Below are 25,651 nucleotides of genomic sequence, written 5' to 3'. Positions count from 1 at the left end.
CCAAACCGGTACGACGTACATAGCTAGTTGGCACATTCAGAGACGGCGCCGCGCGAAGCGGAGGGAGACGCTTTTGGCTCCCGACCGAGCAAGGGGACTGCGCAGCAGCGCGGCTCGTGCCACACTCGGAGTGACTGAAACATAGCCGGTAATAGGCAGCAGACGAATAGACAACACCAAAAGGCCCAGGATTGTTAAGGAGCGGGCCAGCGCTCCTTAACTCGGTTCGGCACAGCGGGTTAAGTGGCCACTGCAATTATAAAACCGAAAAAGCTCCTCATAGCCCATTGACTTTAAAAAAGAAAATTGCCATTTAAGCCTCCCTCTGACGAAAAACATTTAACGCCTGAGCCAGCAAATCCGACTGCTGCCGCATAGATTCTGAAGCCACAGATCCTTCGTGCACATAGGTGGCATTTTTATGAATAATCACCCCCAGGTGATCAACAGCAGTGTTGATATCCGACAGTCCCGTTCCCTGTTCAGAGGTGGCAAGTCTGATCTCGGCGAGCAACGCCGTAACTTTATCCACTTGATGAACAATATCGTGGATAATTACCCCTGCATCATGCACCTGTGCAATACCAGAACGAATATTCTCGGTACTGGTTTGCACCAGTAATTTAATTTCAGCAGCAGATTTGGCACTGTGTTGCGCCAGATTACGCACTTCGCCAGCCACTACGGCAAATCCCTTACCTTCACTGCCCGCTCTTGCCGCCTCTACCGCAGCATTCAACGCCAAGATATTGGTCTGAAAAGCAATACTGTCAATAACGCTAATAATGCTGGTAATTTTATCTGAGCTGCTGGCAATTTCATCCATGGTCGACACCACCCCGCTCATTGCCGTACCACCGCTGCTGGCGGCATCACTGGCCGAATGCGAAAGCAGATCCGCCTGCGCGGTATTGCTGACATTCATGGCAATGGTGGCCGTTATCTGCTGCATCGCCGCCGCGGTTTCCTGCACGTTGGCAGCCGTTTCATCAATCAATAGACTCAACTGTGTATTGCCTTCAGCCAGGGTATGACTGGCAGAGCGTACACTCATGACCTGGCCGCTAACATCATCAATTAACCAACGGAACATCAACCCAAGCTGCCCTACCGCTCGCAGCGTCAGACCCAATTCATCAATGCGGTCAACATGATCAACCTTGAGACTCGCCCCGGTGGCAATATCAATCGCCTGTTTGGCAATACGTTCCAGGGGACGAGAAATCTGTATTTCCAGCCATAATGCAGTCAGTGCCAGTAATGCCGCCAACATTAGCGAAAAGATCAGAAAACTGCTGCCAGACTCTCTGCAATACCAGCCTGCGGCCAAAGTAATGGGGAGTAAAGTCAGTAAAGGCACACGAATACGCCAGCGCAAAGGCAAAGTTTTCAACGCCGAGATAAATCCCCCCACCCCACGTCGCAGCAACAGACCTTTATGCATGCGAAAACCTTTCATCTCGCCCTGGCGCATTTTTTGATAGAGCAGACTGGCTTGCGCCACTTCCTCACGACTGGGTTTGGTTCTTACCGACAGATAACCAATAGGTGTCCCGCCACGCACTACCGGATTGACACTGGCGCGCACCCAGTAAAACCCGCCGTCTTTACGCTTGTTTTTCACCAAACCAGTCCAGGGTTCTCCCCCTTTCAGCGTCCGCCACATATCAGCAAAAACCTGAGCTGGCATATCGGGATGGCGTACGACATTATGAGGCTGACCCAGTAATTCCTCTGAACTGTAACCGCTTACCTCAAAAAACTGCTCATTACCGTAGATAATGTAGCTATCCAGGTCGGTGGTAGACATCAGAGTGGTGTTCTCGGGGAAATCATACTCTTGTTCGGTAACAGACAGCGTATTTTGCATAGTCGCATCCTGAGGCCTTTCGCCTCTCATTTAACGATGAGAAAGTGTCCTTAATAACGCTCATCGGCAAACTTTTTGTATACTTTAGCGCCATTGCTAAAACCTTATAGATATTGTGTGTTTCTTCGCAAAAAAACCCAAAACGCGGGCTATTTCGTTAAAAAACTTACTTGTAAGTAAGTTTACTTATAAGTAATATTTAACTTATCGTACGTTAATAAATGTAAAGGTAAAAACAATGTTATTCAGATGGCCACTATTGGCATTGGCATTAGGCTCATTTGGGATCGGTACCACCGAATTCACTCCCATGGGTTTGCTGCCGGTTATCGCGCTGGGCGTCAAGGTCTCAATTCCCACCGCCGGCTTACTGATTAGCGCCTATGCGTTTGGTGTGATGCTGGGGGCCCCATTGATGACGCTGGCGCTGGGGCGTTTTCGTCGTAAGCCAGCCTTGATGCTGCTAATGGCAATTTTTGTGATCGGTAATCTGCTCTCGGCCATAGCCCCCAACTATACGCTGTTGTTACTTTCACGCGTGGTCACCAGCCTGGCTCACGGCGCCTTTTTTGGGCTGGGTGCGCTGGTTGCTACTAGCCTGGTGCCACCGGATAAACGCGGCAGTGCGCTGGCGATTATGTTTATGGGCTTAACCATCGCCAATATCGGCGGCGTTCCGGTTGCCACCTGGGTTGGCCAGACGCTGGGTTGGCGCAATGCCTTTGCCGGCACGGCAGTGCTCGGCATTATCACTCTGCTGGCACTTTCGCGCTCACTGCCGCAAGGCGAAGCAGGAAAAATGCCGGATGTGAAAAAAGAGCTGGCGGTCCTGCTTCGTCCGCCCGTGATACGAGCCCTGGCCACCACCGCGCTGGGTGCGGGTGCCATGTTTACGCTCTATACTTATATTGCCCCGGTATTGCAGCAATTGGTGCACGCCTCCGGAGAGTTTGTTACTGCCATGCTGATGCTGATTGGCGTCGGTTTTACCCTTGGCAACTACCTGAGCGGTAAACTGGTTGATCGTTCGGTGGATGCTACCTTGATACTGTTTTTCAGCCTGTTAGCGGTGATGATGCTGGTGATCCCCTTCTCTGCGAGAAGTCACATTGGCGCAGCAATTTCTATGATACTTTGGGGCATGATGTCGTTCGGGCTGATCCCACCATTGCAGATGCGCGTGATGGATGCCGCCGATGAAGCGCCAGGAATGGCTTCTTCAGTCAATATTGGTGCATTTAATCTGGGTAATGCTCTCGGGGCGGCGCTGGGCGGCGGGGTGATCAGCGCGGGACTGAGCTATGCTTGGATTGCACCCGCTGGTGCTATGCTGGCACTGAGTGGCTTGATTATCGTGATTCTCAGCCGTAGAACCAGTCCTGAATTAGCTAACGATAACGCATAAACTTTCGCACAAGGATTGATGAAAGCCACCATGCATGATCCTGAATCCTGCCTTACCAAAGGTGCCAAAACCCATGCCAAACTCCGTCGCCACGCAGCGGCAGAGTTTGCGCGCCTGGGTTATCACAACACCAAAGTCAGCGATATCGTTAAGGCCGCTGGCGTGTCGCAGCCGACCTTTTATTGCTATTTCGAAAGCAAAGAGATGGCCTACGAGGATTTGATGACCGAATTTCGTTCGCGCTTTGAAGCACTGACGCGGACGTTATTGATTGAAGGCGGGATACCCACCTCGCAAATGCTGGATCGCGTGGCACTGAGTTTTCAAAAAATCTTCGATTTTCTGGCAGAAGACCCCGAGCTAACACAAATTGGCTTTTTTCAGCCCCCTGGTTGTAGCATCACCAAAGCCAATCTCGCCAACTGGATCGCCCGCAATATCGCCAATGAGCAGCAAGCCGGTTTGTTCCGTCGCGATATTGCTGCCTTGCAGTTAGCACAGTGCGTAGTGGGTATGCTTGATCAAATGGCGCGCCTTCCCGCTGATGCACAAAAACGCAAGGATCTGAGCTTCGACTGCGCACATATGCTGTGCGAAGGTATCTGGCTAGGCGCAAAAAAAGGCTGACTGACCGCGCCCCGTGCAGATGACCAAGCTTATTTCAGCAAATTATCGAGGCGTTCGTCATCGATGCCGGCAGGCTCAAGATGCGCGGTCACGTCGGCGGCAGTAAATAGCTGACGCACCGCAGCCTCTGCCACATCGCCAATATCATGACCAATATCCACAGACAAATGGCCGTCCACTTCGAGATGGAATTCGACAAACACCCGATCACCGCCATTACGCGTGCGAATATCGTGGACGCCACTGACGCCAGGACACCCCAACACCGCCGCTCTTATGCGCTGACGATCGGTAATATCCAGTTCTCGGTCCAACAGCTGTTTTAACGCATCCAGCGCCATGCCCTTGGCATTCCAGATCATATAGAAAGAGATCAGCAACGCACCAATCGAGTCCGAACGCGTCCAGCCGAAATTGTTTTCAAACACCAGCGCCAGCAATACCGCAATATTGACCGCCACATCGGTAACATAATGCGCCCGATCAGCAGCAATGGCGGTAGAGCCCGTACGTTTCACCACGTAAGTTTGCATCAGTACCAGGCCCAGCGCGGCCAACGAACTGCCAATAATCACCCAGATCCCCAAACCAAGATCCGCCAACGGCTGCGGGTTGATCAAGCGCTCTATCGACTCGATACCCAATACCAGCCCGGCCCCCCCTAACAGCAGTGCCTGCACAAAAGCGGCAACGGCTTCGGCTTTGCCGTGACCATAGCGGTGACCGTTATCGGCAGGTCGTCCTGCATAGCGCACGCCAATCAGCGTCACCAGCGAGGCAAGGACATCCACCAGCCCATCCGAGGCCGAGGTCAACAGTGCAATGGAACCTGTGGCAATCCATGCCCAGACTTTAACGCCGACTAATACCAAGGCCACTATCAGCGAAACCAGCGAGGCAAAGCGGGTCAGCCCTTTATAAGGTGCGTCATGGCTCATGGAACACGTCTCTGAAAATGTGTCACAGGATTATCCTGAAATTGGGTTGGGTCGCTCCCTTAATGATTCAGCTTACGGCACAAGGTGCGGCATCCTGAATGCGAAGGGTATCAATAAAATGATTAAAAAACGGCAGTGCTGCAACCGTGAAAACGGGGGGCACTCTTCTCCTGAATTGGCAGCAAGGTGCTTTATGGTTGCCGGGGGCGCTACTTTGCCATTGATCGCCTGGTGGATAAAGAATTTTTCTATTACTGACGCTCAACTGTTCGCGCAACAAACACTAAACAGATAAATTTTCCTACACTTTTTTCTATGGTTTTCGGTGATCCTCCTATAGCCTTTTAATTTCAGCATAAAGCGACGTTCATTGACCCAAATTTACTTGCATTTACATCAATACCTTCTAGGGTAAAACGAGATAATTTTAAATCCTCGTCCAGGCGCTGCGTCGCCCGACGTTCGATGAGCACACTAAACCAGCGACTATAACAATATGACAGATAACAAAAAAGAAGCTAACCAGTCCAACAACCCCGTCTCAGCCGACGAGAAACCAGGTATAAATTCCACGCACATTACCCCCGGAGAAGGCCATCGCAGCGAGCATAATGGCGAAAATGCTGACGGCGACCAGCAAGATAAGCAGCCGCGCAAAGGGCCGGGTAAAAAACCCCTGATCATCCTTGGCATTATTGTGGCCGTGATGGTGATTGTGGCGCTGATTTTCTGGTTTATAAACCGCAATCTGGAAAGCACGGACGATGCCTTTACCGACAGCAACGCTGTCACTGTTGCCCCGAAAATCGCCGGCTATGTTGTTAATCTGGCGGTCAAAGATAATCAGTTTGTGAAACAGGGACAGCTATTGGTGCAGATTGATCCGCGCGATGCCAAAGCACAGCGCGATCAGGCCTTGGCGCAGCTTGGCCTGGCTCAGTCGCAATTACATCAGGCCCAGGTGCAGTTGGATCTGGCAAAAGTCCAGTATCCTGCACAGTTGGCTCAAGCCAAAGCACAACAAGCGCGCGCCGAAGCCAATCTGCTAAACGCCACTGCTGATTATCGTCGTCAGCGCGGTGTTGATCCGCGAGCCACTTCGCAACAAAACATTGACACGGCTAATGCACAACTGCGTTCTGCCAATGCCGATTTGGCCAATGCCAAAGCACAGGTCGAGGTTGCCGCACAGGTTACGCTGCAAATTCGCGGCGCAGAAACCAATGTTGAAGCGCGCCAGCAACAGGTCGAGCAGGCAAAGGCACAACTGGAAACCGCCAATCTTAATCTCTCCTATGCCGATGTACGCGCACCTTTCGATGGTTTTGTTACCATGCGTAATGTTCAGTTAGGTACTCTGGTGCAGGCCGGTTCATCACTGTTTTCGGTGGTGTCGCCGCAGATCTGGATCAATGCCAACTTTAAAGAGTCTCAGTTGGCGCGCATGAATCCCGGTGACAAAGTCGATATCAAAGTCGACGCATTCCCGGATATCAAACTGCACGGGCATGTAGACAGTATTCAGCAAGGCACCGGTTCGCGGTTCTCGGCTTTCCCGGCAGAAAATGCCACCGGCAACTACGTGAAAATTGTGCAGCGTGTGCCGGTAAAAATTGTTATCGACAGCGGTCTCGATGCTAATAAACCGCTGCCATTGGGACTCTCCGTTGAACCGACGGTAACGGTCGAATGAATAGCGATCACAGCAGTTGGGTCCCCAAAAGTAATCCGTGGGCGGTGGCCATTGTGGTCACCATCGCGGTATTTATGGAGATCCTCGATACCACCATCGTCAACGTGGCGCTACCGCACGTCGCCGGTTCGCTGTCGTCAAGCTACGATGAGTCGACCTGGGTATTGACCTCCTATCTGGTGGCCAACGGTATCGTCTTGCCGATCTCGGCCTTTCTTAGCCGCTCGCTGGGTCGCAAAAACTATTTCCTGATCTGTATTGTCATGTTCACGGTCTGCTCTTTCCTGTGCGGCGTGGCCACCGAACTGTGGCAAATGATCCTGTTTCGTATTTTGCAGGGCTTTTTCGGCGGCGGATTACAGCCGGTGCAACAGTCGGTCCTACTCGATTACTTTAAAAAAGAAGATCGCGGCAAAGCTTTTGGCCTCTCTTCGATCGCCATTATCGTGGCACCGGTTATCGGCCCGACCCTTGGTGGCTGGATCACCGATAACTACAGCTGGCGCTGGGTATTTTTGATTAATATTCCGGTAGGGGTGATCGCCCTGATAGCGATTTATCAGTTGCTGGAAGATCCGCCGTGGGAGCGCAAGTCGAAAGACAAGCTCAGTATCGACTATATCGGTATCAGCCTGATTGCTCTCGGGCTTGGCTGTCTGCAAGTAATGATGGACCGTGGCGAAGATGATGACTGGTTCCAGTCAGGGTTTATTGTCACCTTTGCGGTACTGGCGGTCGCTGGTATGGTCGGCGCTGTGTACTGGATGTTCTATGCCAAAAAACCGGTGGTCGATCTGCGCTGTATGAAGGACCGTAATTTTGCCATCTCCAGTCTGTTAATGGCCGGTATGGCGATGATCCTCTATGGCAGTTCGGTGGTGATCCCGCAACTGGCGCAGCAGCAACTGGGTTATACTGCCACCCTGTCAGGCCTGGTGATGTCGCCGGGAGCGGTGCTGATTGTTCTCAGTATCCCGCTGGTGATAAAGCTGATGCCCCTGGTGCAGACACGGTTGATTATTGCCTTCGGTTTTCTGCTGCTGATGCTGTCGTTTATCTATTCGGCAACGCTGGTGCCCAATATTGATTTTGAAACGCTGGTCTTGTTCCGCAGTGCGCAATCGCTGGGACTTGGCTTCCTGTTTGTGCCATTGACCACCATTGCCTTTATTACCATCCCGCAGCGAATGAATGCCGATGCCGCCGCGCTTTTTACCATGTTTCGTAATGTCGCCGGGTCGATTGGTATTTCGCTGGCAACGGCCGGGGTCACCGAGCGAACCCAGGCGCATAGCGCGCATATGGTGCACAATATGACCCCTCTTAACGAACAATTTGCTCTGGCGGTGCAGAAAAGCGCAGCGGCCATTCGCGACCTTGCCCATGTTGTTGGCGATCCCGTCTCTCTGGCTACCGCCCGGATGTATCAGGAGATGGTGTCGCAGTCACGGATCCTGGCTTATGTCGATGTCTTTAGCTACTGCGCGCTAATCGCCTGTATTTTAATCCCCTTTTGTTTTCTGCTTTCGCCGGTCAAGAGCGAAGGCAATGCCGGAGCCCATTAATATGTCGGCCTTTGTATCACGTTTTACGTTATCTGCTCTGGCGCTGGCCTTGGCCGGTTGCTCAGTGGGTCCAGATTATCAGCCGCCCCGCGCGCAAACCCCGGGTGCCTATAACGATATTAAACAGGCGTCCACTTCAGCGAAAGAGTCGATTGCCCTGCCCTCCGAGCCTAGCCCGCTGTGGTGGAAATCCTTTAAAGACCCTCAGCTTGATAGTCTGATCGATCGCGCTATTGCCGGCAATATTTCCCTGCAACAGGCGGTACTGCGGATTGCCGGTGCCCGGGAACAGGTGGTACAGGCGAAAGGTGCCTGGCTGCCTTCGGTCAATGCCAACGTTAAAGCGACCCGTCAGCAACTGGGTCTGGAAGGCATTTTAAAATCCACGGGTGCAGAAAGTAAGCTGGAGTCGCAAAGTCCGGAAGTGACCAGCGCCATCAACACCGCTACGCAGCCGGTCAACCTGTATCAGGGCAGCTTTGATGCCAGTTGGGAACTGGACCTGTTTGGCGGCACGCGCCGTTCGGTAGAGATGGCCAATGCGCAGACCCAGTCCTCGCTGGAAAGCCGCAACGATGCGCTGGTGTCCCTGCAGGCTGAAGTGGCTCGCACCTATCTGCAGCTGCGCGGCGCGCAAACGGTGCTCGCCGCCATCCAGACGCAGATAGACGTGGCGCAACAAACGCTGGAACTGACGCAAAGTCGGCAACAACATGGTCTGGCACCACAGCTTGATGTCGAGAATTCCCGTGCACAGTTAGGCTCTCTGCGGGCGCAATTACCGCAGTATCAGTCGCAACTGCGCCAGGCAATGAACGGGCTGGCGGTACTGCTCGGTCAGTTACCTGGCTCGCTTGATGCCGAACTTATTGCAGTTAAACCGCTGCCCGCCATTCCGGCTGCCGTGGCAGTGGGCGTGCCCTCCGAACTGGCCCGCCGCCGTCCGGATGTGCGCAAGGCAGAAGCCGATCTGCATGCTGCTACCGCCAATATTGGCGTCTCGGTGGCGCAACTGTTCCCCAGCCTGTCGCTAACCGGCCAGTTTGGTATGCGTAATACCGACACCGATTACCTGACCGACTGGAGCAGCCATTTCTATTCCGTTGGCCCACAAATTTCACTGCCCATTTTCCAGGGGGGGCGTCTGGTCTCTAGCGTACGCCTTTCCCGCGCCCAGCAAGCGAATGCGGCGCTAAACTATCGTCAGACGGTACTGACTGCACTGCAGGACGTCGATAATGCGTTAGTCAGCTATCGCACCGATCAGGATCGGGTTAATGCCCTGAATGAGTCGACCGACGCGCTGCAAAACAGCTTTGATCTGGCCAGTGATGGCTATAAAAAGGGACTCTCATCGTTTATCAATGTTCTTGATGCCCAGCGTCAGTTAGCGCAGGCGCAGCAGCAAAGCGCCGAAGCGAAAGTACAGACCAGCACCGATCTGGTGTCGTTGTATAAATCCCTCGGCGGCGGCTGGCAGCCTTATCAGGACGTCAAACTGCCGGAATATAAGGTCTTTGGACCGGCGGAAACGGTGAAATAGTCATAGCTCTTTGTCAGATAGACATTCGCTATTTTGTTAACTGACCGACTTACATTGTGGTTACCTTATGAACGCCATCGCCAATGAACACAAAAATAGCGCCAGCTCGGTGATTAATAGCGTGGCCTATCGTCACGGTAAAGTCCTGCAACAGGTGACCATCGAAGATATCAGCGAAGTGCTCAAGGAGCCGGGCACCTTTGTCTGGCTGGGTCTGTTACAGCCTGACGATACCTATATGCGGCAAATCCAGGAGGAGTTCAGCCTGCATGACTTGGCGATAGAAGATGCGTTAGCAGCGCATCAGCGGCCAAAAATCGAGCAATACGGTGAGTCGCTGTTTATCGTGGTCAAAACGGCGCAGTTGGTGAATGACGTCATTGAATATGGTGAAACCCATCTTTTTGTCGGCAAGAATTTTTTGGTCACTGTGCGCCATGGCGCCTCTTCCAGCTATGCGCAGGTACGCAAACATGCGGAAGAGTGTCCTGCTCTGCTGGAAAAAGGGCCGGGTTATGCGTTGTATGTCGTGCTGGATATGGTGGTGGATAATTATCTGACCATTCTGCATCAATATACCGAGCAATTTCAGCAAATTGAGTCGCGGATGTTCAAGTCGGAGTTTGATCATAGTGCCGTGCAGGAGGTATATCGTTTGCGTCGCGAGCTGCTGTCTTTGCGCAATGCGGCGGTGCCGATGACGGATATCTGCAATCAGTTGATTCAGCATCATGAAAGCCTGATCCCCAAATCTCTGCGCGCCTATTTGCGTGACGTGCAGGACCACGCACATCAGGTGATCACCACCACCGATGATATGCGCGAGATGTTGGCCAACGCCATGCACGTTAATCTGGCGTTGGTCTCGGTGCATCAGAATGAGGTGGTACAGCGTCTGGCCGGTTGGGGGGCTATTCTGGCTATTCCAACGGTGATCTTTAGCCTGTATGGCATGAATTTTAAAGATATGCCGGAGCTGAACGACACCTGGGGTTACCCGATAACCTTGGGGGTGACCATTGTTGGTTGTGTGGCGTTGTATTTGAAATTGAAAAAGTCTGGGTGGTTATAGTTTGGGCTTAAATGGCAATTTTCTTTTTTTAAAGTCAATGGGCTATGTAGTAATTATTTTGGCTTAAATGGCAATTGTTGTTTTAAAACCAATTGGTTTTAGAGAAGCTGTATGGGTTTGGGCTTAAATGGTAATTGTTGTTTTAAAACCAATAGGCTATGAGGAGTTGTTTCGGTTTTATAATTGCAGTGGCCAGTTAACCCGCTGTGCCGAACCGAGTTAAGGAGCGCTGGCCCGCTCCTTAACAATCCTTGGCCTTTTGGTGTCTTTGATTCGTCTGCTGCCTATTACCGGCTATGTTTCAGTCACTCCCAGCGTGGCACGAGCCGCGCTGCTGCGCAGTCCCCTTGCTCGGTCGGGAGCCAAAAGCGTCTCCCTCCGCTTCGCGCGGCGCCGTCTCTGAATGTGCCAGTCAGCATGTCTTAAATGGCAATTTTGGTTTTAAAGGCCATTGGCTATGAGGAGCTGTTTCGGTTTTATAATTGCGGGGGCAGCTTAACCGACTGTGCCGAACCGAGTTAAGGAGCGCTGGCCCGCTCCTTAACAATCCTGGGCCTTTTGGTGTTGTTGATGCGTCTGCTGCCTATTACCGGCTATGTTTCAGTCACTCCCAGCGTGGCACGAGCCGCGCTGCTCCGCAGTCCCCTTGCTCGGTCGGGAGCCAAAAACGTCTCCCTCCGCTTCGCGCGACGCCGTCTCTGAATGTGCCAACCAACTATGCACACCGTGCCGTTTCAGCCGCAAACTTTTTTCTTTTTGTCTTTTTGCCTTTTGCAGTTGACCTTTAATGTTGCCGGTTTTTCAGTAAATGCCGCTTGGCCGATTCAAAACCTACGCTGAGCGACGTGGAGCGAGACGCTTTTGGCTCGCGACCGAGTGAAGGGACCGCGAAGCGGCGTGGTTTAGGCCACACACTGAAGTCACTGGAAAGAACTACAACCGAGGGCACGACACTTATCAATTTGGACAAGGCGCAGGATTCCAAAGGAGGCGCGCCTTCGCCTCCTTTGGGCGGTCTGGGCCGCCGCCCAGTGAGCGCAGCGAATGCAGTTGACCTTGACCTTGAAGTTGAAGTTGAAGTTGAAGTTGACTTTAAAACCAAAAATTGTCATTTAAGCCAATCCCGGTTTTGCAGTAAATGCTTCCTGGCCGATTCAAAACCTACGCTGAGCGACGTGGAGCGAGACGCTTTTGGCTCGCGACCGAGTGAAGGGACCGCGCAGCGGCGTGGTTTAGGCCACACACCGGGTCACTGGAAAGAACTACAACCGAGGGCAATACACGCATCGACAACACCAAAAAGCTCAGGGGTCAAGGGGACTCGAGCGACTGCGAGTCCCCTTGTCGGTTCGGCACTGCGGGTTAAGTGGCCACTGCAATAATAAAACCGAAACCCTTTGCTCGGAGTAAATTGACTTTTAAGCTATAAAGGCGCTCTGGGCCGCCGCCCAGTGAGCACAGCGAATGCCCTTGACCTTGAAGTTGACCTTAACCTTGACCTTGACCCTGACCTTGAATTTAAAAGCAAATTTGCAATTAAAACCCTCTCCTCACAACCAATTACCTTTTAAGACTCAGCCGGCGGAGTAGCCCAAACCATAGTTTGCGTACGCCCCAACGAGATCCCGGCTTCACGCAACTTGGTCAGGATCTCATATAGCAAGTCACTTTTGGTACTGCCGATAACCCTTGGACTGCTGACAAAACCGGTTACGCTTAACACAATACCGTCAGGTCCCAGCTGGCTGAATGTCACCGAAGGGGCCGGGGTATCCTGGATCGCTTCGTGAGCTTCATAGGCTTCCAGCAGCAAAGTGCGTACCGCCTGAGGATCGATATCCAGGGGGAAGGTCAAGGCAATAGTCGCCACGCCCTGGGCATTGCCCATGGTGGCATTGCGCACATTTTGCGAGATAAGCTGCGAATTGGGAACAATCACCGTAGAACGGTCGCTCAACTGAATTTCTGTCGCGCGGACATTAATGCGGCGGATATCCCCCTCCACCCCGGCAATACTAATCAGATCGCCCACTTTTACCGGCCTTTCGGTCAACAGGATCAGGCCAGAGATAAAGTTCTTCACAATCTCCTGCAAACCAAAACCGATCCCCACCGACAAGGCACTGACAATCCACGCCAGACGGTTCCACTCAATACCCAGGGTGGAGAGCGTCAGCAGGATCACCAACACATAACCCACGTTGGTAAACAGCGTCACCAGCGAGGCACGCATGCCACGATCCATTTTGGTTTTCGGCAGGAAATCGTTATCAAGCCAGCGTTTGGCCGAACGCAGAATATACCAGCCCACCACCAGGAAAATCACCGCGTTAACCGCCTGGGCCGGGATGATTTTAACGCCTTCCATCCCCTTGCCGCCCCACAGATCCACCACTTTATTAAACACTTCCAGCGGCGTAGTGGTCCCCAGATTACCGCCCAACAGCGAAATAACGGCAATAATTAGCAACAGGGTTTTGGCTATCGCCGAAAACAGCGTGGCAGCCAGCGAAAGATGGCGATCGTCGAGACTCAGGGAGTGTTTAAGTAATTTGCCACTGGCGGTGTTCGCCGAGAACAAGCTCTCAAAGAAGTCGACGGACAGATCGATCATGATATACAGGCAAGCCAGTACCGTGCCCACCCACAGCAGTTCGTAAGTCAGGAATCGCGCCAGCGGAATATAGCCCACCAGCAGCGCCAGCAAAATAACAAAGGCGATAACACTGACCGCCAGGTGAAGCAACCCGGCCAGCGTCGAACGGGCCTCCGGCTGTTCGCCATTGGCCAGCATCTGGCGACGCACGCGGTTGACACGGATAGGTGCAATACTGGCACTGATCGCCACCAGCAGCGATGACATGCCGTTACCAAACAGCGTTACCGCTACACTGGTGCCGACCAGATTATTAATGCCCTCAATCAGGCCTAAAATCAAAATAAAGCCGGAAAGCATTTTGGGGAAGCTGACCAGCGTATTAGCCACCGGATCGGCAATGGCGGGCAAGCGCCAGCTAGGATGACGCACAGACAACAGCGCCCTGCCCAGCCCGACAATCAACGCCGAGAAAAGGGAAAGTTTCACCAGAATATCACCGGTTTGCTGCACCCAGTCACTGACATCTGGCATTCGCGTAAACACCCAGGTAAACAGCTCGGCGCTGCCTCCGAGAGTTAAAACGCTGATAGCTGCGGTAGCGAAGGCAAAGAAACTGCGACGCAGACGACCAACCGGCAGCCAGCGCGGCGTCAGCCACGCCAGCGGCGCATCCAGCAAACGTCCGCCAAAGACACCAATAACTAACGCCAACAGCAACATAAAACCGCTGCCATAGCGCCATTGCGGTTGCCATGCCTGGTGCCAGGCATCTTTTAATTGCTGTTTATAGTCGGCAAAACTTTGCCCGTCATCCTCCTGCGGAGAAAATAACGGCGACCAAAAACTGATCCCCAGAATACTGCCGGTATTAAGGGCAATCTGGGTTTTCAATGCATCGCGGCGCAACGCACTAATTTGTGTGGAAAGATTGCCGGCGCTGGTTTTAATGGCCGCAGCCTGTTGGATCTGGTTATCCAGCGTGGTCTTGCTGGTGTTGAGATCTTTGCGCTGTTTAATTACCTGTGGCGTTTCGGGTAAGGCTCCCGGGGCCGGGGCCGGCCCCAGAACATCCAGCTTGGCCTGCGCCTGAGCAAGCAACGGCTGCAAATCAGCGGACAGATGATCGGCATCGCTGGCCAGCTTTAAGGCATCATCATTCAGCCCACCCATATTTTTGGCATCTTTTGCCGCCGACACCTGTTGCTTGATATTGTCGAGGCGTTTTTGCAATGCCGACAGCGTCGCTCCGGCATCGATAGGCTTGGCAACGGTCGCAGCTTCATCCGGTCCTGCGGCATTGGCACCATCGGCAACCGCCAGCAGCGGAGCAAAGACCAACGCCAATAACAGAACAAATTTACCCGGAGTCCGGAAAAGCTTTTGCATAAAGAGAGTTACCTAAAATTTTTTATCGGAATAATGAAGGTTTAATAAAACGAATCTTAAACTGATCGCGAGCGCTAAGCTATGTCAGCCAATTCTTAAAAAGCATAAAAAGCGGCGCGTGGCCGCCGTTCACCAACAATTATGGGTTAATAGCCGCCACCGCATCGCGGGAAGCGTTATCGCGATCGCGCCCGGTCAACTCCTGTAGCTGACCCTGACGCATTTCCAACAGGCGATCGGCATGCTGAAAATAGTGATCATCATGGCTGATGGCCAGCACCGTTTTACCCATCGCCTGTAAGCGCGGTAATAGCTCACGATAAAAGGTACGACGAAACTGTGGATCCTGATCGGCAGCCCACTCGTCAAGCAGCAAGAAATCGCGGCTTTCGGCGGCAGCCAGCAGCAATGCGACGCGTTTACGCTGCCCCTGAGACAATTGCAGATTGCTGATTTGATGATTAACGATTTCCAGCTTTTCGCTCATTTTCAGCAGCTGTAGCCACTCGTCCACCAGTTGCGAATCAGGTTGCTGGCCGTTGTGCCCCATTAGCTGACCAAACAGATGAAAATCAGTGAATACTGCAGAAAACAGCTGACGATAGGCTTCAATCCCCTGCGCTTCTACCGGCACACCATCAAGCAGGATCTGCCCGGACCTGGGCTGATATAGACCGGTGAGCAGCATGGCCAGCGTCGATTTACCGCTGCCGTTGCCGCCGATTAAAAATACCGTCTCACCGCGATTAAGAGTCAGGTTAATCGGACCAATACCGAACCCCTGCCCTTCGTAGGCAAAGGTCAGGTCACGCAGTTCCAGCTGTTGCCAGGCAATAGCAGAAGAGGCAGCAGCGAACTCCGGCTGATAATTTGCCAAACGCAGCGCGGTTAGTTTTCTAAACGCCAATTGCGCGCTTAACAATGTTGGCAAAGCGCCCACCGCCTGCAACAGCGGCGTACGTAAAAACAGCAGTGTCAGAGAGAAGGTCGCCGCCACTGCATTATTCGACCAGCCGAGAGAGTTGGCCATGTAGAACACCATGCCAATGGCACCGAGCATCATAATATTGGACCAGTTAACGGCACTCAGATGAAAGGTATCGGCGGCGATAATGCTCTGACGATAGCTGTCTGCATCCACCTGATACTGATCCTGATAAATATGCCTGGCACGCTGACGGTTGAGGGCCAGCTCTTTACGCCCCTGGATCACTTTTTCATAATCCTTTTGCAGCCGGTCTTCCGCTTCTCGTACCCGGTCAAGATAGCGATACACTCTGGCGACAAGCTTAAACCCCACCACAATGGTGATCACCAGCCATACCACGGTGACCAGCAACATCTTTGGAGCCAGCCAGCCCAGATAAAGCGCACAACCGAGGGTCAGAATAATGCCCTGCAACAGCTCAGGTAGTCGCACAAAGGCCAGGGTGATATTGCGAATATCACTGCCCAGGCTGGCTAACAGTTGCGCATTGCCGATCTGCTCAATACGTTCGATATCGGTATCGAGGATACGCTTGATAAATTCACCGCGCAGGCGGTAGACAAAATGATGCCCCAGCACCGTCAATGCCAGCTGCGAACCGAGCGTTACCGCCATTAATAGCAGCAAAAAAACCAGGAACTGCGGTAATACCGCCAACGAGGCCTCGGTGGTGGCAATCAGTTTGATATTGATAAAAGCGATCAGCCCAATACCGAGCGCAGCACTCGCCAGACTGAGTAGCATCACGCCGATAAACGGCCAGCGATATTGCTTAAAAACCAGGCTTAAAAGCTCCATGTACACATTTTCTCTGTTGATGTTAACTGCGGGCAGTGTAATCAGCCGGCCAATGAGATCAAGACTAATTCTCATTTATTCTGTATGCCGGCAGCGAAATTAAGCTGACAGCCAGACCCACCTCGTCCTAAACTTCTGTAATGGACAAAGAAAATGAACTGCGAAAAAGTAAACGCCATGCGCTGCTGCTGCTATTAATTGCCGCCGCCCTGTTTCTGCTCACCCTTTTTTTGCCACAGAACTTCTGGATTGCCGGTTTAAAAGCCATCTGCGAAGCGGCCATGGTGGGGGCTCTCGCTGACTGGTTTGCCGTGGTGGCGCTGTTTAAACGGGTGCCAATCCCGGTTATTGCCGCGCATACGGCGATCATTCCCAAAAACAAAGAAAAAATTGCCGATAATCTGGCGATCTTCGTGCAAGAAAAATTCCTCGACCCGGACTCACTGGTACGACTGATCCGTCAGCAGGATCCGGCCAGGCTGCTGGGGGATTGGCTAACGTCGGAAGAAAACGCCCGACAGTTTGGCGGTTATCTGGTAAGCCTGATGCGTCATTTTCTGGATATTACCGATGACCGACGGATTCAGCAGTTGGTCAAGGATGCGATCTACGCGGCCATTGATAAAGTCGATCTGTCCACGTCGGTGGCGCTATTGTTAGAAAGCCTGACCAAAGAGGGACGCCATCAGGCGTTGTTGGATCAGGCGATGCAAAAATTGGTGGCATTGCTCGACCAACCCTCAAGCCGTGAGTTTATCGCCACGCAAATTGTACGTTGGGTCAAGCGTGAACATCCGATCAAATCGAAAGTGCTGCCCACCGAATGGCTGGGAGAACACGGTGCCGAGCTGGTTTCCAATGCGGTCAATGCACTGCTGGATGATATTGGCAGCGATCGCGGGCACGCTTTTAGGCAAGGCTTTGATCGGGTGATGGAAAAATTTATTGACCGCTTGCACCATGACCCGCAGATGGCGGCGCGAGCCGAGGAGATCAAAAGCTATCTGAAGAATGATCCCCAGCTCAATCTGTATCTGATGAGTCTGTGGAATGATTTACGTCTGTGGATCAAGCAGGACCTTGATCAGCCTGACTCAATGTTGCATGCGCGCGTTACGGAATCCGGTTTATGGCTGGGCAAGATGCTCAGTGGCGACCCGATGCTGCGTGAGTCAATGAATCGGCAGATGGAGATCCTGGCAGAAAAAATGGCCCCGGACATCGGTCAGTTTCTGACTCGTCATATCAGTGACACGGTTAAAAGCTGGGATGAAAAGGATATGTCACGGCAGATTGAATTGAATATCGGCAAGGATTTACAGTTTATCCGCATTAATGGCACGCTGGTTGGCGCGGCCATTGGGTTGGTGCTTTATTTGATATCGCAATTATCGTTGATGACTTAAAGGTGGGGCTTAAAGGTGGGAGCTTAAATGTCAATTTTTTATTTAAAATCAATCATATAATAGAATAAGATTTCGATTTTAATTGCAAGTTTGCTTTTAAATTCAAGGTCAACTGCATTCGCTACGCTCACTGGGCGGCGGCCCAGACCGCCCAAAGGAGGCGAAGGCGCGCCTCCTTTGGAATCCTGCGCCTTGTCCAAATTGAACAGTGTCGTGCCCTCGGTTGTAGTTCTTTCCAGTTACCCCGGCGCGTGGCCTAAACCACGCCGCTTCGCGGTCCCTTCACTCGGTCGCGAGCCAAAAGCGTCTCGCTCCACGTCGCTCAGCGTAGGTTTTGAATCGGCCAGGAAACATTTAAAGCAATACCGGCAACATTAAAGGTCAACTGCAAAGACAAAAAGACAAAAAGACAAAAAGACAAAAAGACAAAAAGACAAAAAACAAAAAACAAGAAACAAGAAACAAGAAACAAAAAGACAAAACAGTAGTTTCTGAAACCGTATGGTGTGCATAGTTTGCTGGCACATTCAGAGACGGCGCCGCGCGAAGCGGAGGGAGACGTTTTTGGCTCCCGACCGAGCAAGGGGACTGCGCAGCAGCGCGGCTCGTGCCACACTGGGAGTCACTGAAACATAGCCGGTAATAGGCAGCAGACGCATCAACAACACCAAAAGGCCCAGGATTGTTAAGGAGCGGGCCAGCGCTCCTTAACTCGGTTCGGCACTGCGGGTTAAGTGGCCACCGCTATTATAAAACCGAAACAACTCCTCATAGCTCATTGACTTTAAACAAAAAATTGCCATTTAAGCCCAACCGAAACAATTCTGCTAAAGCCAATTGGTTTTAAATAACAATTGCCATTTAAGCTGAAACGGCACGACGTACATAGTCTACTGGCACATTCAGAGACGGCGCCGCGCGAAGCGGAGGGAGACGTTTTTGGCTCCCGACCGAGCAAGGGGACTGCTGAGCAGCGCGGCTCGTGCCACACTGGGAGTCACTGAAACATAGCCGGTAATAGGCAGCAGACGAATCAACAACACCAAAAGGCCCAGGATTGTTAAGGAGCGGGCCAGCGCTCCTTAACTCGGTTCGGCACAGCGGGTTAAGTGGCCACCGCAATTATAAAACCGAAACAGCTCCTCGGAGTTAATTGACTTTTAAGTAGTAAATTGACTTTTAAGCTAAAACCGATACAGCTCCTCATAGCCAATTGACTTTTAAGTAGTAAATTGACTTTTAAGTAGTAAATTGCCATTTAAGTAAAAAATTGTCATTTAAGTAAAAAATTGACTTTTAAGCCACCAACACACTTCGACTAAAGGCATCCACTGCTAAAATCGCATTAGCCACGTCTTCGGCAGAAAGATGCGGATTAAGATTACCCAGCGTATCGCCCTTGCCGCCGGCCAAGGCCCCCACTTTCACCAGGTTCTCATAACTCTCTTTATCAAGATGCATCTCTTTAAGGGTGGTAGGCATATTGATGGAGCGATAAAAACGCACATATTTGGCAATTTCTTCGTCCGGACGCTGTTCCAGTACCATTTGCGTCAAAGTGCCATAAGCCACTTTTTCACCGTGGGTCAGATGGTGAATATCCCCCTTGATGGCGGTAAAACCATTATGAATGGCATGTGCCCCGGCTAGTCCGGCATTTTCAAAACCCAAACCTGAAAGCAGCGTATTGGCTTCCACCACCGCTTCTACCGCCGGGGTAACCAGTTTCTGTTCCACCGCCGTATATGCGCCATAGCCATAAGTCAGCAAGGTTTTTTCACAGGCTTCGGCAATCGCCATCCCGGCGATAGTAGGCGCACCACCGACCATTGACGAAGAATGCGAACGCAGAACTGCCTGCGCTTCCACAAAGGTCGCCAGACCATCGGCAATACCGGAGGCAAACAGACGAACCGGAGCCTGCGCACAGACGTGCGTATCCACCAGCACCAGATCCGGATTTTTATTATAGAAACGGTAAGTGTCAAATATCCCTTCGTCGGTATAAATGACCGATAACGCACTGCAGGGTGCATCGGTCGAAGCGACCGTAGGTACAATTACTACATTCTGTTTTAATTCATCGGCAATAGCCTTGACGGTGTCGAGCGTTTTCCCTCCGCCCAGTCCGACCACCACCTGAGTCCCCTGCTGGCGAGCAATAGCTGCCAAACGGGTTATTTCATTGCTTGAAGCCTCGCCATTAAAACGTTCATAACAGAAGTCGACATTGGCTTTATCCAGAGAAGCCCGAACCCGTTCACCGACGATACCCCAAACCATATCATCGGCGATCAGAAAGGACTTCCCTCCCAGCGCTGGCAGATAATCCCCCAATTCGTCAAGCACGCCGCTGCCTTGTACGTATTTACGTGGGGAAGAGAAGATAAATTTACTCATGATTCATGCCTCGATAACGGAAGTTATTATGATTGGTGAATGAGTCGTACCCAATATTCTATTTATAGTTTAGTTCTCCGAGGCAAAACCGATTATTTAAATAACCTAAACCGCATTTTTGGCACCTTTTATCGTCTTTTCTATCAGTGAGTTAAATTCACATCGCTAATTATCAAAATAAGATAATCAATTTAGGTTAGTTACTATTAACAATAATGAAACAGTGCATTAACATTGATGCGAAAAATATATCCTGACAGTGTGAACAAAATAGTTAGCGTGCCATGGCGGGAAAAAATATATCAGGATAATGAATACAGCGAGGGACACGCCGGGGATAACCTTGCTCTGTCGTGTAAATTAAACAAAGTTTTATCTATCAAATCTATCTATAAAAACGGTTTTACCTTACATAACGAGTGAGTAAAATTATCACATCAACACAGGGTCGACAATTGCTCAACTCAGCGCGTTACAGACAGCAGCCGATAGATTTCCAGATCGGCAATGGCATCGGTCACTCGCCAGACACCAGGCATCCTCTGGGTGGCCACTGATAAAAAATAAGGAAAACCATGTACACTTTCCAACGTTACCAGTCGAAAGAATTAGCATTGGCCTATATGAGCAGCAAAGCCCATGACTTTACGCCGGAACAGTTTCTGCAAGAGTTAAAAAGAACCGAGAAGTCTTTTGATAATCTGCTTAAACAGGGGCAGGACATCGGCAGCAGCATGGTAGTGAAAGCGTTTTGAGGACAAAAGCGGTCGCGCTTTTGTTAAAAGACACGGCAGGGGACGGACATAAAAATCCGTCCCCTGCTGCGTTTTAGGCAGCCAGATTACGACATCTGACGGTCATCAACATACTTGCGTTTGTCGGCAGCTGGCGGGAAATACTGATACAACCAGGTTTCACTGAGCGCATAGTCGTGAGAACGCAGGAACATACGCAACTCTACCGGTGCTGCCGAGTCGCTGGTCGGATACCAGTCGAAAAGAATGCGATAACCGTCAAACGGCTGCACATACAGGATCTCGATATTGTCGATCTTGCCCGACGAGACAGTGATAACGGGCTCAATACCTTTATCAGCATAGGCTTTTAGCTCTCCGCCAATAAAATCGATGGCAAAGCGACGTGCCCATACTGTCGGATAATGTTCCCCTGGTGCCCAGCCTTCCGGGAAGCCCCCCATACCGGTACGCGTCGCCAGCACTTTCGCCATTGGGCTACGAATTGGTGGCTCACTGCTCCAGTGCAAACGGTAGCTGAAATCAAGAGAGTCGCCAGCTTTAATCGGCGTCGCCGGTTGCCAGAAACAAACCACGTTATCCAGCGTTTCACCGGTGGTCGGGATCTCCATCAGATTGACCGATCCTTTCCCCCAGTTACCTTGTGGTTCTACCCACAGGCTAGGACGTTTGTTATACCAGCCAATCACGTCCTGATAGTCATTGAACTCATGATCCAACTGGAGCAAACCAAACCCTTTAGGGTTCTCGTCTGCATAGCTGTTGAACTGCAATTTCTGCGGGTTATTCAGTGGACGGCAGATCCATTCGCCATTGCCACGCCACATTGCCAGACGATCGGAATCGTGGATCTGGGGATGAATAGTATCGCAGCGTCCGCGCTCATTGGTACCACAGCTAAACATACTGGTCATGGGTGAAATACCCAGCTGCTTGATATCTTTGCGGGCATGCAAATGCTTGTCGATCTCCATCACCACATGAGTCGCTTCACAGTGAATGGTGAAACGATAGGCCCCAGCGACACTTGGACCATCCAGTAGCGCATAAACGACAAAAGTGGTGGCATCCGCTTTCGGTGTTTCAAACCAGAAAGCAACGAAATCCGGAAACTCTTCCGGGTGATCGGTAAAGGTATCCACCGCCACACCACGGGCAGACAAGCCATATTGATAGGTATCGTCAACCGCACGGAAATAGCTGGCCCCCAGGAAAGAGACCACATCACGACGGGTCAACTCGGGTGCCTTATTGACTTTAAAACCGGCAAAACCCAGGTTGGATTTGCCTTCAAGCTGTTTGGTGTCAACACCGGCATCATGATAGTTAAACAACTCAGGGCGGAAATGGATCTCACGCGCCAGCTGTTTATCACCATCAACGGAGAACATTTTCACCTGACGCCTAAAACCCATACCGACGTGGAACAACTCGACGTCCAACTGACGATTAGGCAGGTCATGCCATAACGAATGGGCATGATCGTATTGGATACTGTTATAGGCCTGCGGCGTCAAATTCGCCAGCGTATCAGGCAGTGGCAACGGAGCCCCGCCGTAGGCCTGTTTGGCCAGGGAAGCAGCCATTTTCTGCAACACAGAGAAGTCGAACGTGGTTGCCCCACCGTCAGCAACATTCTCTTGCGCCGCCTCGGCCGAACCGGTGAACAGTGACGCCATTGCAGGCACACCACAATAGGCGGCAAACGCCATAGAAGCTTTAATAAATGCTCTTCGTTCCATGCCGGAAGGGTTTCCTTTGGCTTAGCAATTGTATGATTTCGAATGCACCCCAGTCAGGTCCGCTCGCACTCAAGAGTAAAGAACGACAATGCAATCGAGGTTAAAAATTTACGACCACAAGGCTAACTTAAAATTCATGTGACGAGTATCAGAAATTGAAGGCTTTACGCTAAAAAACTGCTTGCAAGATGCGGTTGCTCAGATTTTGGAACATCCACTGGTGCGGGGTCTGGGCGTAGCATACGCCCAGCAGGGGGAGACTGGCAGCGATTAGGTTATTGTCCGTTCGCTAAGGACTTTTAAGAATATTCCGGAGTCGTCAGGCAACCTTCTCGACAGAACGCGGCCAATCCAGCTCGTTATCGTGGGTGATCTTATCGTGCAAGCCTGCCAGATTGGTGACCTGAAGTTTGATAAAAATACTCTGGCGATGCGCAGAAACCGTTTTAACATCAATACCGAGTTTTTCAGCAATGCTCAGGCTGGAAAATCCGTGCATAATCAGCTTTAACACTTCGACTTCGCGGCTGCTCAGCAGTAAATAGCCAATTTTATGGCGACTCATCACCGGTGGATAAGTGCTCTCCTGCTGTGAGCAGACCAATTGCTGCACCGCACTGCGAAAATGACTGACATCGACCCGGTCGGAAAGCACCAGGTGACATTGTGAAGAAATAAAACGGAACATATCAGAATAGGTCGGTTCATGGCACAGAGCCAGTACCCGAGTTTGCGGAACAATATGCCTTATTTTCTGAAGAGTATCATAGCGCTCAAAACAGGCCAGTGACGAGAGATCGACCACCACAGCATGGCGAGTTCCACCCAGTTCCAGCTGGCTTAAGGCGGAGTAGCTGTTCACTGAGACAACCCGCACTTTTTCTACCCAACCGGCGGAAACTTCAGCGACGATAGATGACATCGCTGACAGCGCCAGCGCATTCTTACTCAACAAAATTATTTCAGTCATAAAAATATTCCATCGATCTAACCCTCTCCTCACGGATGAACGACAAGCACCCTCCCCCTGGCAGACTATAATCTACCCTATGTTTTGCACTGCAATTGTGCGAATAAACGATATAAAGTATGCCATCTATACCGATATCCTCGTCTGGATGGACCAGGATCCAGCCATTTGGTGCAGGTTTTTAGCAAACCTTGCCAGACAATTTTTTGCATCTGACCCCGGAAAACTCGCGGCGTTTTTGTGCTCTGCCGGTGTAGATGGCACTAAAAGCCGATGGCCGCAGCGGGATAGCAGAAATTGTTGAGCGCAACGTCAAGCTGGCCACACTGCTCGGCACCAAGCTCGGGCAAACCGACGGTTTTCAATTGATTACTCCGCTGCTATTGAATGTGGTGTGTTTTGCTCTTGATTGCGGGACCAAAGCGAACAAGAAACATACAAACGTAATCAATTTCTTAAACTATTGGATGACGCAGGCATAGTGCGCTGTACCGCAACCACTCCGGAAGGAAAGCCGGGTATTCGCAGCATTGGTCAACTGGATGGCGGAAGAAGTCGATATAGCAAAGGCTGTTGAGTCAACGATTACCTGCCGCCAGCCACTCTAAGCCAGCTTTGGGCAAGAAAACCGGCACTTAACCTCGCCCGGGTGCCAGTTTTTAGCGTGAAAAAATATATGAATTATTTTTAACAATTAACAATAGATATAGTTATAAATATAAATTATATGTGCAGCTCGAAAAACAGTGTCATTAGGTGGTTATTTCGCTATGTTATTACAATGATTACTATTCATTAACTTCTTTGTTACCCCCTTTCGGCTATCCATAATGAAAGAGAACATAAGTCAAATTTATGTAAGGTCGGTTAACGGGTTTACTTCAAAAAAATCCCTTTGAATTTTGCGGTTTTTTATAGCAAAAAGGAGGAGCAAAGCGGCCTTTTGCCCTTTGCTATTTTTTGCCCTACAGAAATTTTATCCAATCATTATGCAGAACACGGACGTCCTAAGAGGACTTACCAAATGCAAACAATAATTTTGGATTTATGCAGTTTTACCCGACTGGGACTGGTTCACACACTTATCAGCAATGGCATTGACCCACGCGAGATAACTTACGCCACTGAGCTGGAAGAACTCAAGCTAAGTTGTCAGCATCATCTCCCTCGGGTCGTTTTTATTAACGAAGCCTGTTTCTCTCCCCCGTCGCTAAGCTGCTGCACCATTCGCAGTCTGATTGCGGAGCACCCGGAGACCCTGTTTTTTATTTTTATGTCCAGCACTCGCATCCATTTTGAGGAATATGTGTTTGTACGCAAAAACGTCATCATCTCCTCAAAGTCGATTAAAACCGAAACGCTCAATCAGTTGCTAAGCAACTATATCAGCCATCAAAACGTGGCCAGCCAGGCCAGCGCACAACTGGATATTACTCCGGTGATCTTAAGCCGCAGTGAATCCAATATGTTAAAAATGTGGATGTCGGGGGAAGGTACGATCCAGATTTCAGACAAACTGAGGATCAAGGCAAAGACCGTGTCATCTTATAAAGGCAGTATCAAACGCAAAATCAAAACCCAGAACAAGCACATTATCTACCATGTGGTGCGACTCAGTGACTCGCTGACAGAAGGCATTTACGTCAGTTAACTGTTCAAGTCTCAGGGCATTGCATGCCCTGAGATCACGTTTCATAGCAAACTGCGACAGGCACCACACATTCAGAAAAAATGTTACACAAATATTAATTAAATGTCTGCTCATAGATGCCGATGACTATTGATGGCGCGGATTAAGTTGCCATTAGGGAAGGTTGCCAGTCAGAGGCCAGCCTTTATCATTGTCAGGCACGTACAGCGGTGCTGTACCCAAGTCATGCTGGATATATTGAGC

General features: G+C 51.0%; 19 protein-coding genes. 12 read left to right on the top strand and 7 right to left on the bottom strand.

Translation table 11 applies throughout. From position 1 onward, the window contains the following. Positions 1–313: 313 nt before the first annotated feature. Positions 314–1,870 carry a methyl-accepting chemotaxis protein gene (locus tag GW590_RS12205; protein WP_169403309.1) on the bottom strand — a complete coding sequence of 519 codons (1,557 nt, stop codon included), beginning with the start codon at positions 1,868–1,870 and terminating at the stop codon, positions 314–316. A 238-nt stretch (positions 1,871–2,108) separates the two neighbouring features. On the opposite strand from GW590_RS12205, the gene GW590_RS12200 reads away from it, so the two are divergent. Beyond that, positions 2,109–3,275, top strand: coding sequence for an MFS transporter (locus GW590_RS12200; protein ID WP_169403308.1), 1,167 nt, complete (start codon positions 2,109–2,111; stop codon positions 3,273–3,275). Positions 3,276–3,293: 18 nt separating this feature from the next. Then, the gene (locus GW590_RS12195; protein WP_169403307.1) at positions 3,294–3,902 is read left to right on the top strand and encodes a TetR/AcrR family transcriptional regulator; all 609 of its coding nucleotides are present in this window, start codon (positions 3,294–3,296) and stop codon (positions 3,900–3,902) included. Positions 3,903–3,931: 29 nt separating this feature from the next. On the opposite strand, the gene GW590_RS12190 is transcribed toward GW590_RS12195, so the two are convergent. Continuing rightward, the gene (locus tag GW590_RS12190) at positions 3,932–4,840 is read right to left on the bottom strand and encodes a cation diffusion facilitator family transporter (protein ID WP_169403306.1); all 909 of its coding nucleotides are present in this window, start codon (positions 4,838–4,840) and stop codon (positions 3,932–3,934) included. Between GW590_RS12190 and GW590_RS12185 the strand changes: the two genes are divergently transcribed. From GW590_RS12185 to GW590_RS12160, 6 genes are all read left to right on the top strand, one after another. Next, entirely contained in the window at positions 4,839–5,135 is a 297-nt protein-coding gene (locus tag GW590_RS12185; RefSeq protein ID WP_169403305.1) for a hypothetical protein, read from the top strand. The genes GW590_RS12190 and GW590_RS12185 overlap by 2 nt on opposite strands. 201 nt (positions 5,136–5,336) lie before the next feature. Then, positions 5,337–6,533, top strand: coding sequence for an HlyD family secretion protein (locus tag GW590_RS12180; RefSeq protein WP_169403304.1), 1,197 nt, complete (start codon positions 5,337–5,339; stop codon positions 6,531–6,533). Beyond that, entirely contained in the window at positions 6,530–8,098 is a 1,569-nt protein-coding gene (locus GW590_RS12175; protein WP_169403303.1) for a DHA2 family efflux MFS transporter permease subunit, read from the top strand. Before GW590_RS12180 ends, GW590_RS12175 begins: the two co-directional genes overlap by 4 nt. Further along, the gene (locus tag GW590_RS12170; RefSeq protein WP_408014932.1) at positions 8,082–9,641 is read left to right on the top strand and encodes an efflux transporter outer membrane subunit; all 1,560 of its coding nucleotides are present in this window, start codon (positions 8,082–8,084) and stop codon (positions 9,639–9,641) included. The genes GW590_RS12175 and GW590_RS12170 overlap by 17 nt, the downstream gene beginning before the upstream one ends. A gap of 67 nt (positions 9,642–9,708) precedes the next feature. Then, positions 9,709–10,713 (top strand): magnesium/cobalt transporter CorA, encoded by a 1,005-nt coding sequence (gene corA, locus GW590_RS12165; RefSeq protein ID WP_169403302.1) that lies wholly within the window; start codon positions 9,709–9,711, stop codon positions 10,711–10,713. An 815-nt stretch (positions 10,714–11,528) separates the two neighbouring features. Further along, complete coding sequence (locus tag GW590_RS12160) at positions 11,529–12,095, top strand: hypothetical protein (protein WP_169403301.1); 567 nt, start codon at positions 11,529–11,531, stop codon at positions 12,093–12,095. Between the two features lie 185 nt (positions 12,096–12,280). Here the strand turns inward: GW590_RS12160 and GW590_RS12155 are convergent, their stop codons facing one another. Beyond that, a complete protein-coding gene (locus GW590_RS12155; RefSeq protein ID WP_169403300.1) occupies positions 12,281–14,698 on the bottom strand; it encodes a DUF3772 domain-containing protein in 2,418 nt (805 codons plus the stop codon). Between the two features lie 139 nt (positions 14,699–14,837). Then, positions 14,838–16,484: a multidrug ABC transporter permease/ATP-binding protein gene (locus GW590_RS12150; protein ID WP_169403299.1), complete on the bottom strand. Its 1,647-nt coding sequence runs from the start codon at positions 16,482–16,484 to the stop codon at positions 14,838–14,840. 140 nt (positions 16,485–16,624) lie between these two features. Here GW590_RS12150 and GW590_RS12145 point away from each other — a divergent pair, with 140 nt between their 5' ends. Further along, positions 16,625–17,890, top strand: coding sequence for a DUF445 domain-containing protein (locus GW590_RS12145; protein WP_169403298.1), 1,266 nt, complete (start codon positions 16,625–16,627; stop codon positions 17,888–17,890). Between the two features lie 1,296 nt (positions 17,891–19,186). Here GW590_RS12145 and GW590_RS12140 read toward each other — a convergent pair. Continuing rightward, positions 19,187–20,290: a glycerol dehydrogenase gene (locus tag GW590_RS12140; protein WP_169403297.1), complete on the bottom strand. Its 1,104-nt coding sequence runs from the start codon at positions 20,288–20,290 to the stop codon at positions 19,187–19,189. 575 nt (positions 20,291–20,865) lie between these two features. On the opposite strand from GW590_RS12140, the gene GW590_RS12135 reads away from it, so the two are divergent. Then, positions 20,866–21,045, top strand: a complete 180-nt coding sequence (locus tag GW590_RS12135; RefSeq protein ID WP_169403296.1) for a hypothetical protein — start codon at positions 20,866–20,868, stop codon at positions 21,043–21,045. An 86-nt stretch (positions 21,046–21,131) separates the two neighbouring features. Here GW590_RS12135 and GW590_RS12130 read toward each other — a convergent pair whose 3' ends face one another. Further along, positions 21,132–22,787 (bottom strand): glucan biosynthesis protein D, encoded by a 1,656-nt coding sequence (locus tag GW590_RS12130; protein WP_169403295.1) that lies wholly within the window; start codon positions 22,785–22,787, stop codon positions 21,132–21,134. 319 nt (positions 22,788–23,106) lie between these two features. Continuing rightward, positions 23,107–23,757: a helix-turn-helix transcriptional regulator gene (locus GW590_RS12125; RefSeq protein WP_169403294.1), complete on the bottom strand. Its 651-nt coding sequence runs from the start codon at positions 23,755–23,757 to the stop codon at positions 23,107–23,109. A 257-nt stretch (positions 23,758–24,014) separates the two neighbouring features. On the opposite strand from GW590_RS12125, the gene GW590_RS24190 reads away from it, so the two are divergent. Together GW590_RS24190 and rcsA are read left to right on the top strand one after the other, a co-directional pair. Further along, positions 24,015–24,239, top strand: a complete 225-nt coding sequence (locus GW590_RS24190; protein ID WP_211186732.1) for a hypothetical protein — start codon at positions 24,015–24,017, stop codon at positions 24,237–24,239. Positions 24,240–24,781: 542 nt separating this feature from the next. Further along, positions 24,782–25,408, top strand: a complete 627-nt coding sequence (gene rcsA, locus GW590_RS12115) for a transcriptional regulator RcsA (RefSeq protein ID WP_169403293.1) — start codon at positions 24,782–24,784, stop codon at positions 25,406–25,408. Positions 25,409–25,651 lie beyond the last annotated feature (243 nt).

The organism is Rouxiella aceris (assembly GCF_012933545.1).
GTDB lineage: Bacteria > Pseudomonadota > Gammaproteobacteria > Enterobacterales > Enterobacteriaceae > Rouxiella > Rouxiella aceris.
Note: the sequence above shows the minus strand (reverse complement) of the source record. Positions and strands in the feature narration are given on the sequence as shown.

Bases quoted from the DNA above. Each gene is read 5' to 3' on its own strand.
- GW590_RS12205 (WP_169403309.1), bottom strand. From the start codon at position 1,870: ATGCAAAATACGCTGTCTGTTACCGAACAAGAGTATGATTTCCCCGAG.
- GW590_RS12200 (WP_169403308.1), top strand. From the start codon at position 2,109: ATGTTATTCAGATGGCCACTATTGGCATTGGCATTAGGCTCATTTGGG.
- GW590_RS12195 (WP_169403307.1), top strand. From the start codon at position 3,294: ATGAAAGCCACCATGCATGATCCTGAATCCTGCCTTACCAAAGGTGCC.
- GW590_RS12185 (WP_169403305.1), top strand. From the start codon at position 4,839: ATGGAACACGTCTCTGAAAATGTGTCACAGGATTATCCTGAAATTGGG.
- GW590_RS12190 (WP_169403306.1), bottom strand. From the start codon at position 4,840: ATGAGCCATGACGCACCTTATAAAGGGCTGACCCGCTTTGCCTCGCTG.
- GW590_RS12180 (WP_169403304.1), top strand. From the start codon at position 5,337: ATGACAGATAACAAAAAAGAAGCTAACCAGTCCAACAACCCCGTCTCA.
- GW590_RS12175 (WP_169403303.1), top strand. From the start codon at position 6,530: ATGAATAGCGATCACAGCAGTTGGGTCCCCAAAAGTAATCCGTGGGCG.
- GW590_RS12170 (WP_408014932.1), top strand. From the start codon at position 8,082: ATGCCGGAGCCCATTAATATGTCGGCCTTTGTATCACGTTTTACGTTA.
- corA (WP_169403302.1), top strand. From the start codon at position 9,709: ATGAACGCCATCGCCAATGAACACAAAAATAGCGCCAGCTCGGTGATT.
- GW590_RS12155 (WP_169403300.1), bottom strand. From the start codon at position 14,698: ATGCAAAAGCTTTTCCGGACTCCGGGTAAATTTGTTCTGTTATTGGCG.
- GW590_RS12150 (WP_169403299.1), bottom strand. From the start codon at position 16,484: ATGGAGCTTTTAAGCCTGGTTTTTAAGCAATATCGCTGGCCGTTTATC.
- GW590_RS12145 (WP_169403298.1), top strand. From the start codon at position 16,625: ATGGACAAAGAAAATGAACTGCGAAAAAGTAAACGCCATGCGCTGCTG.
- GW590_RS12140 (WP_169403297.1), bottom strand. From the start codon at position 20,290: ATGAGTAAATTTATCTTCTCTTCCCCACGTAAATACGTACAAGGCAGC.
- GW590_RS12135 (WP_169403296.1), top strand. From the start codon at position 20,866: ATGTACACTTTCCAACGTTACCAGTCGAAAGAATTAGCATTGGCCTAT.
- GW590_RS12130 (WP_169403295.1), bottom strand. From the start codon at position 22,787: ATGGAACGAAGAGCATTTATTAAAGCTTCTATGGCGTTTGCCGCCTAT.
- GW590_RS12125 (WP_169403294.1), bottom strand. From the start codon at position 23,757: ATGACTGAAATAATTTTGTTGAGTAAGAATGCGCTGGCGCTGTCAGCG.
- GW590_RS24190 (WP_211186732.1), top strand. From the start codon at position 24,015: ATGGCACTAAAAGCCGATGGCCGCAGCGGGATAGCAGAAATTGTTGAG.
- rcsA (WP_169403293.1), top strand. From the start codon at position 24,782: ATGCAAACAATAATTTTGGATTTATGCAGTTTTACCCGACTGGGACTG.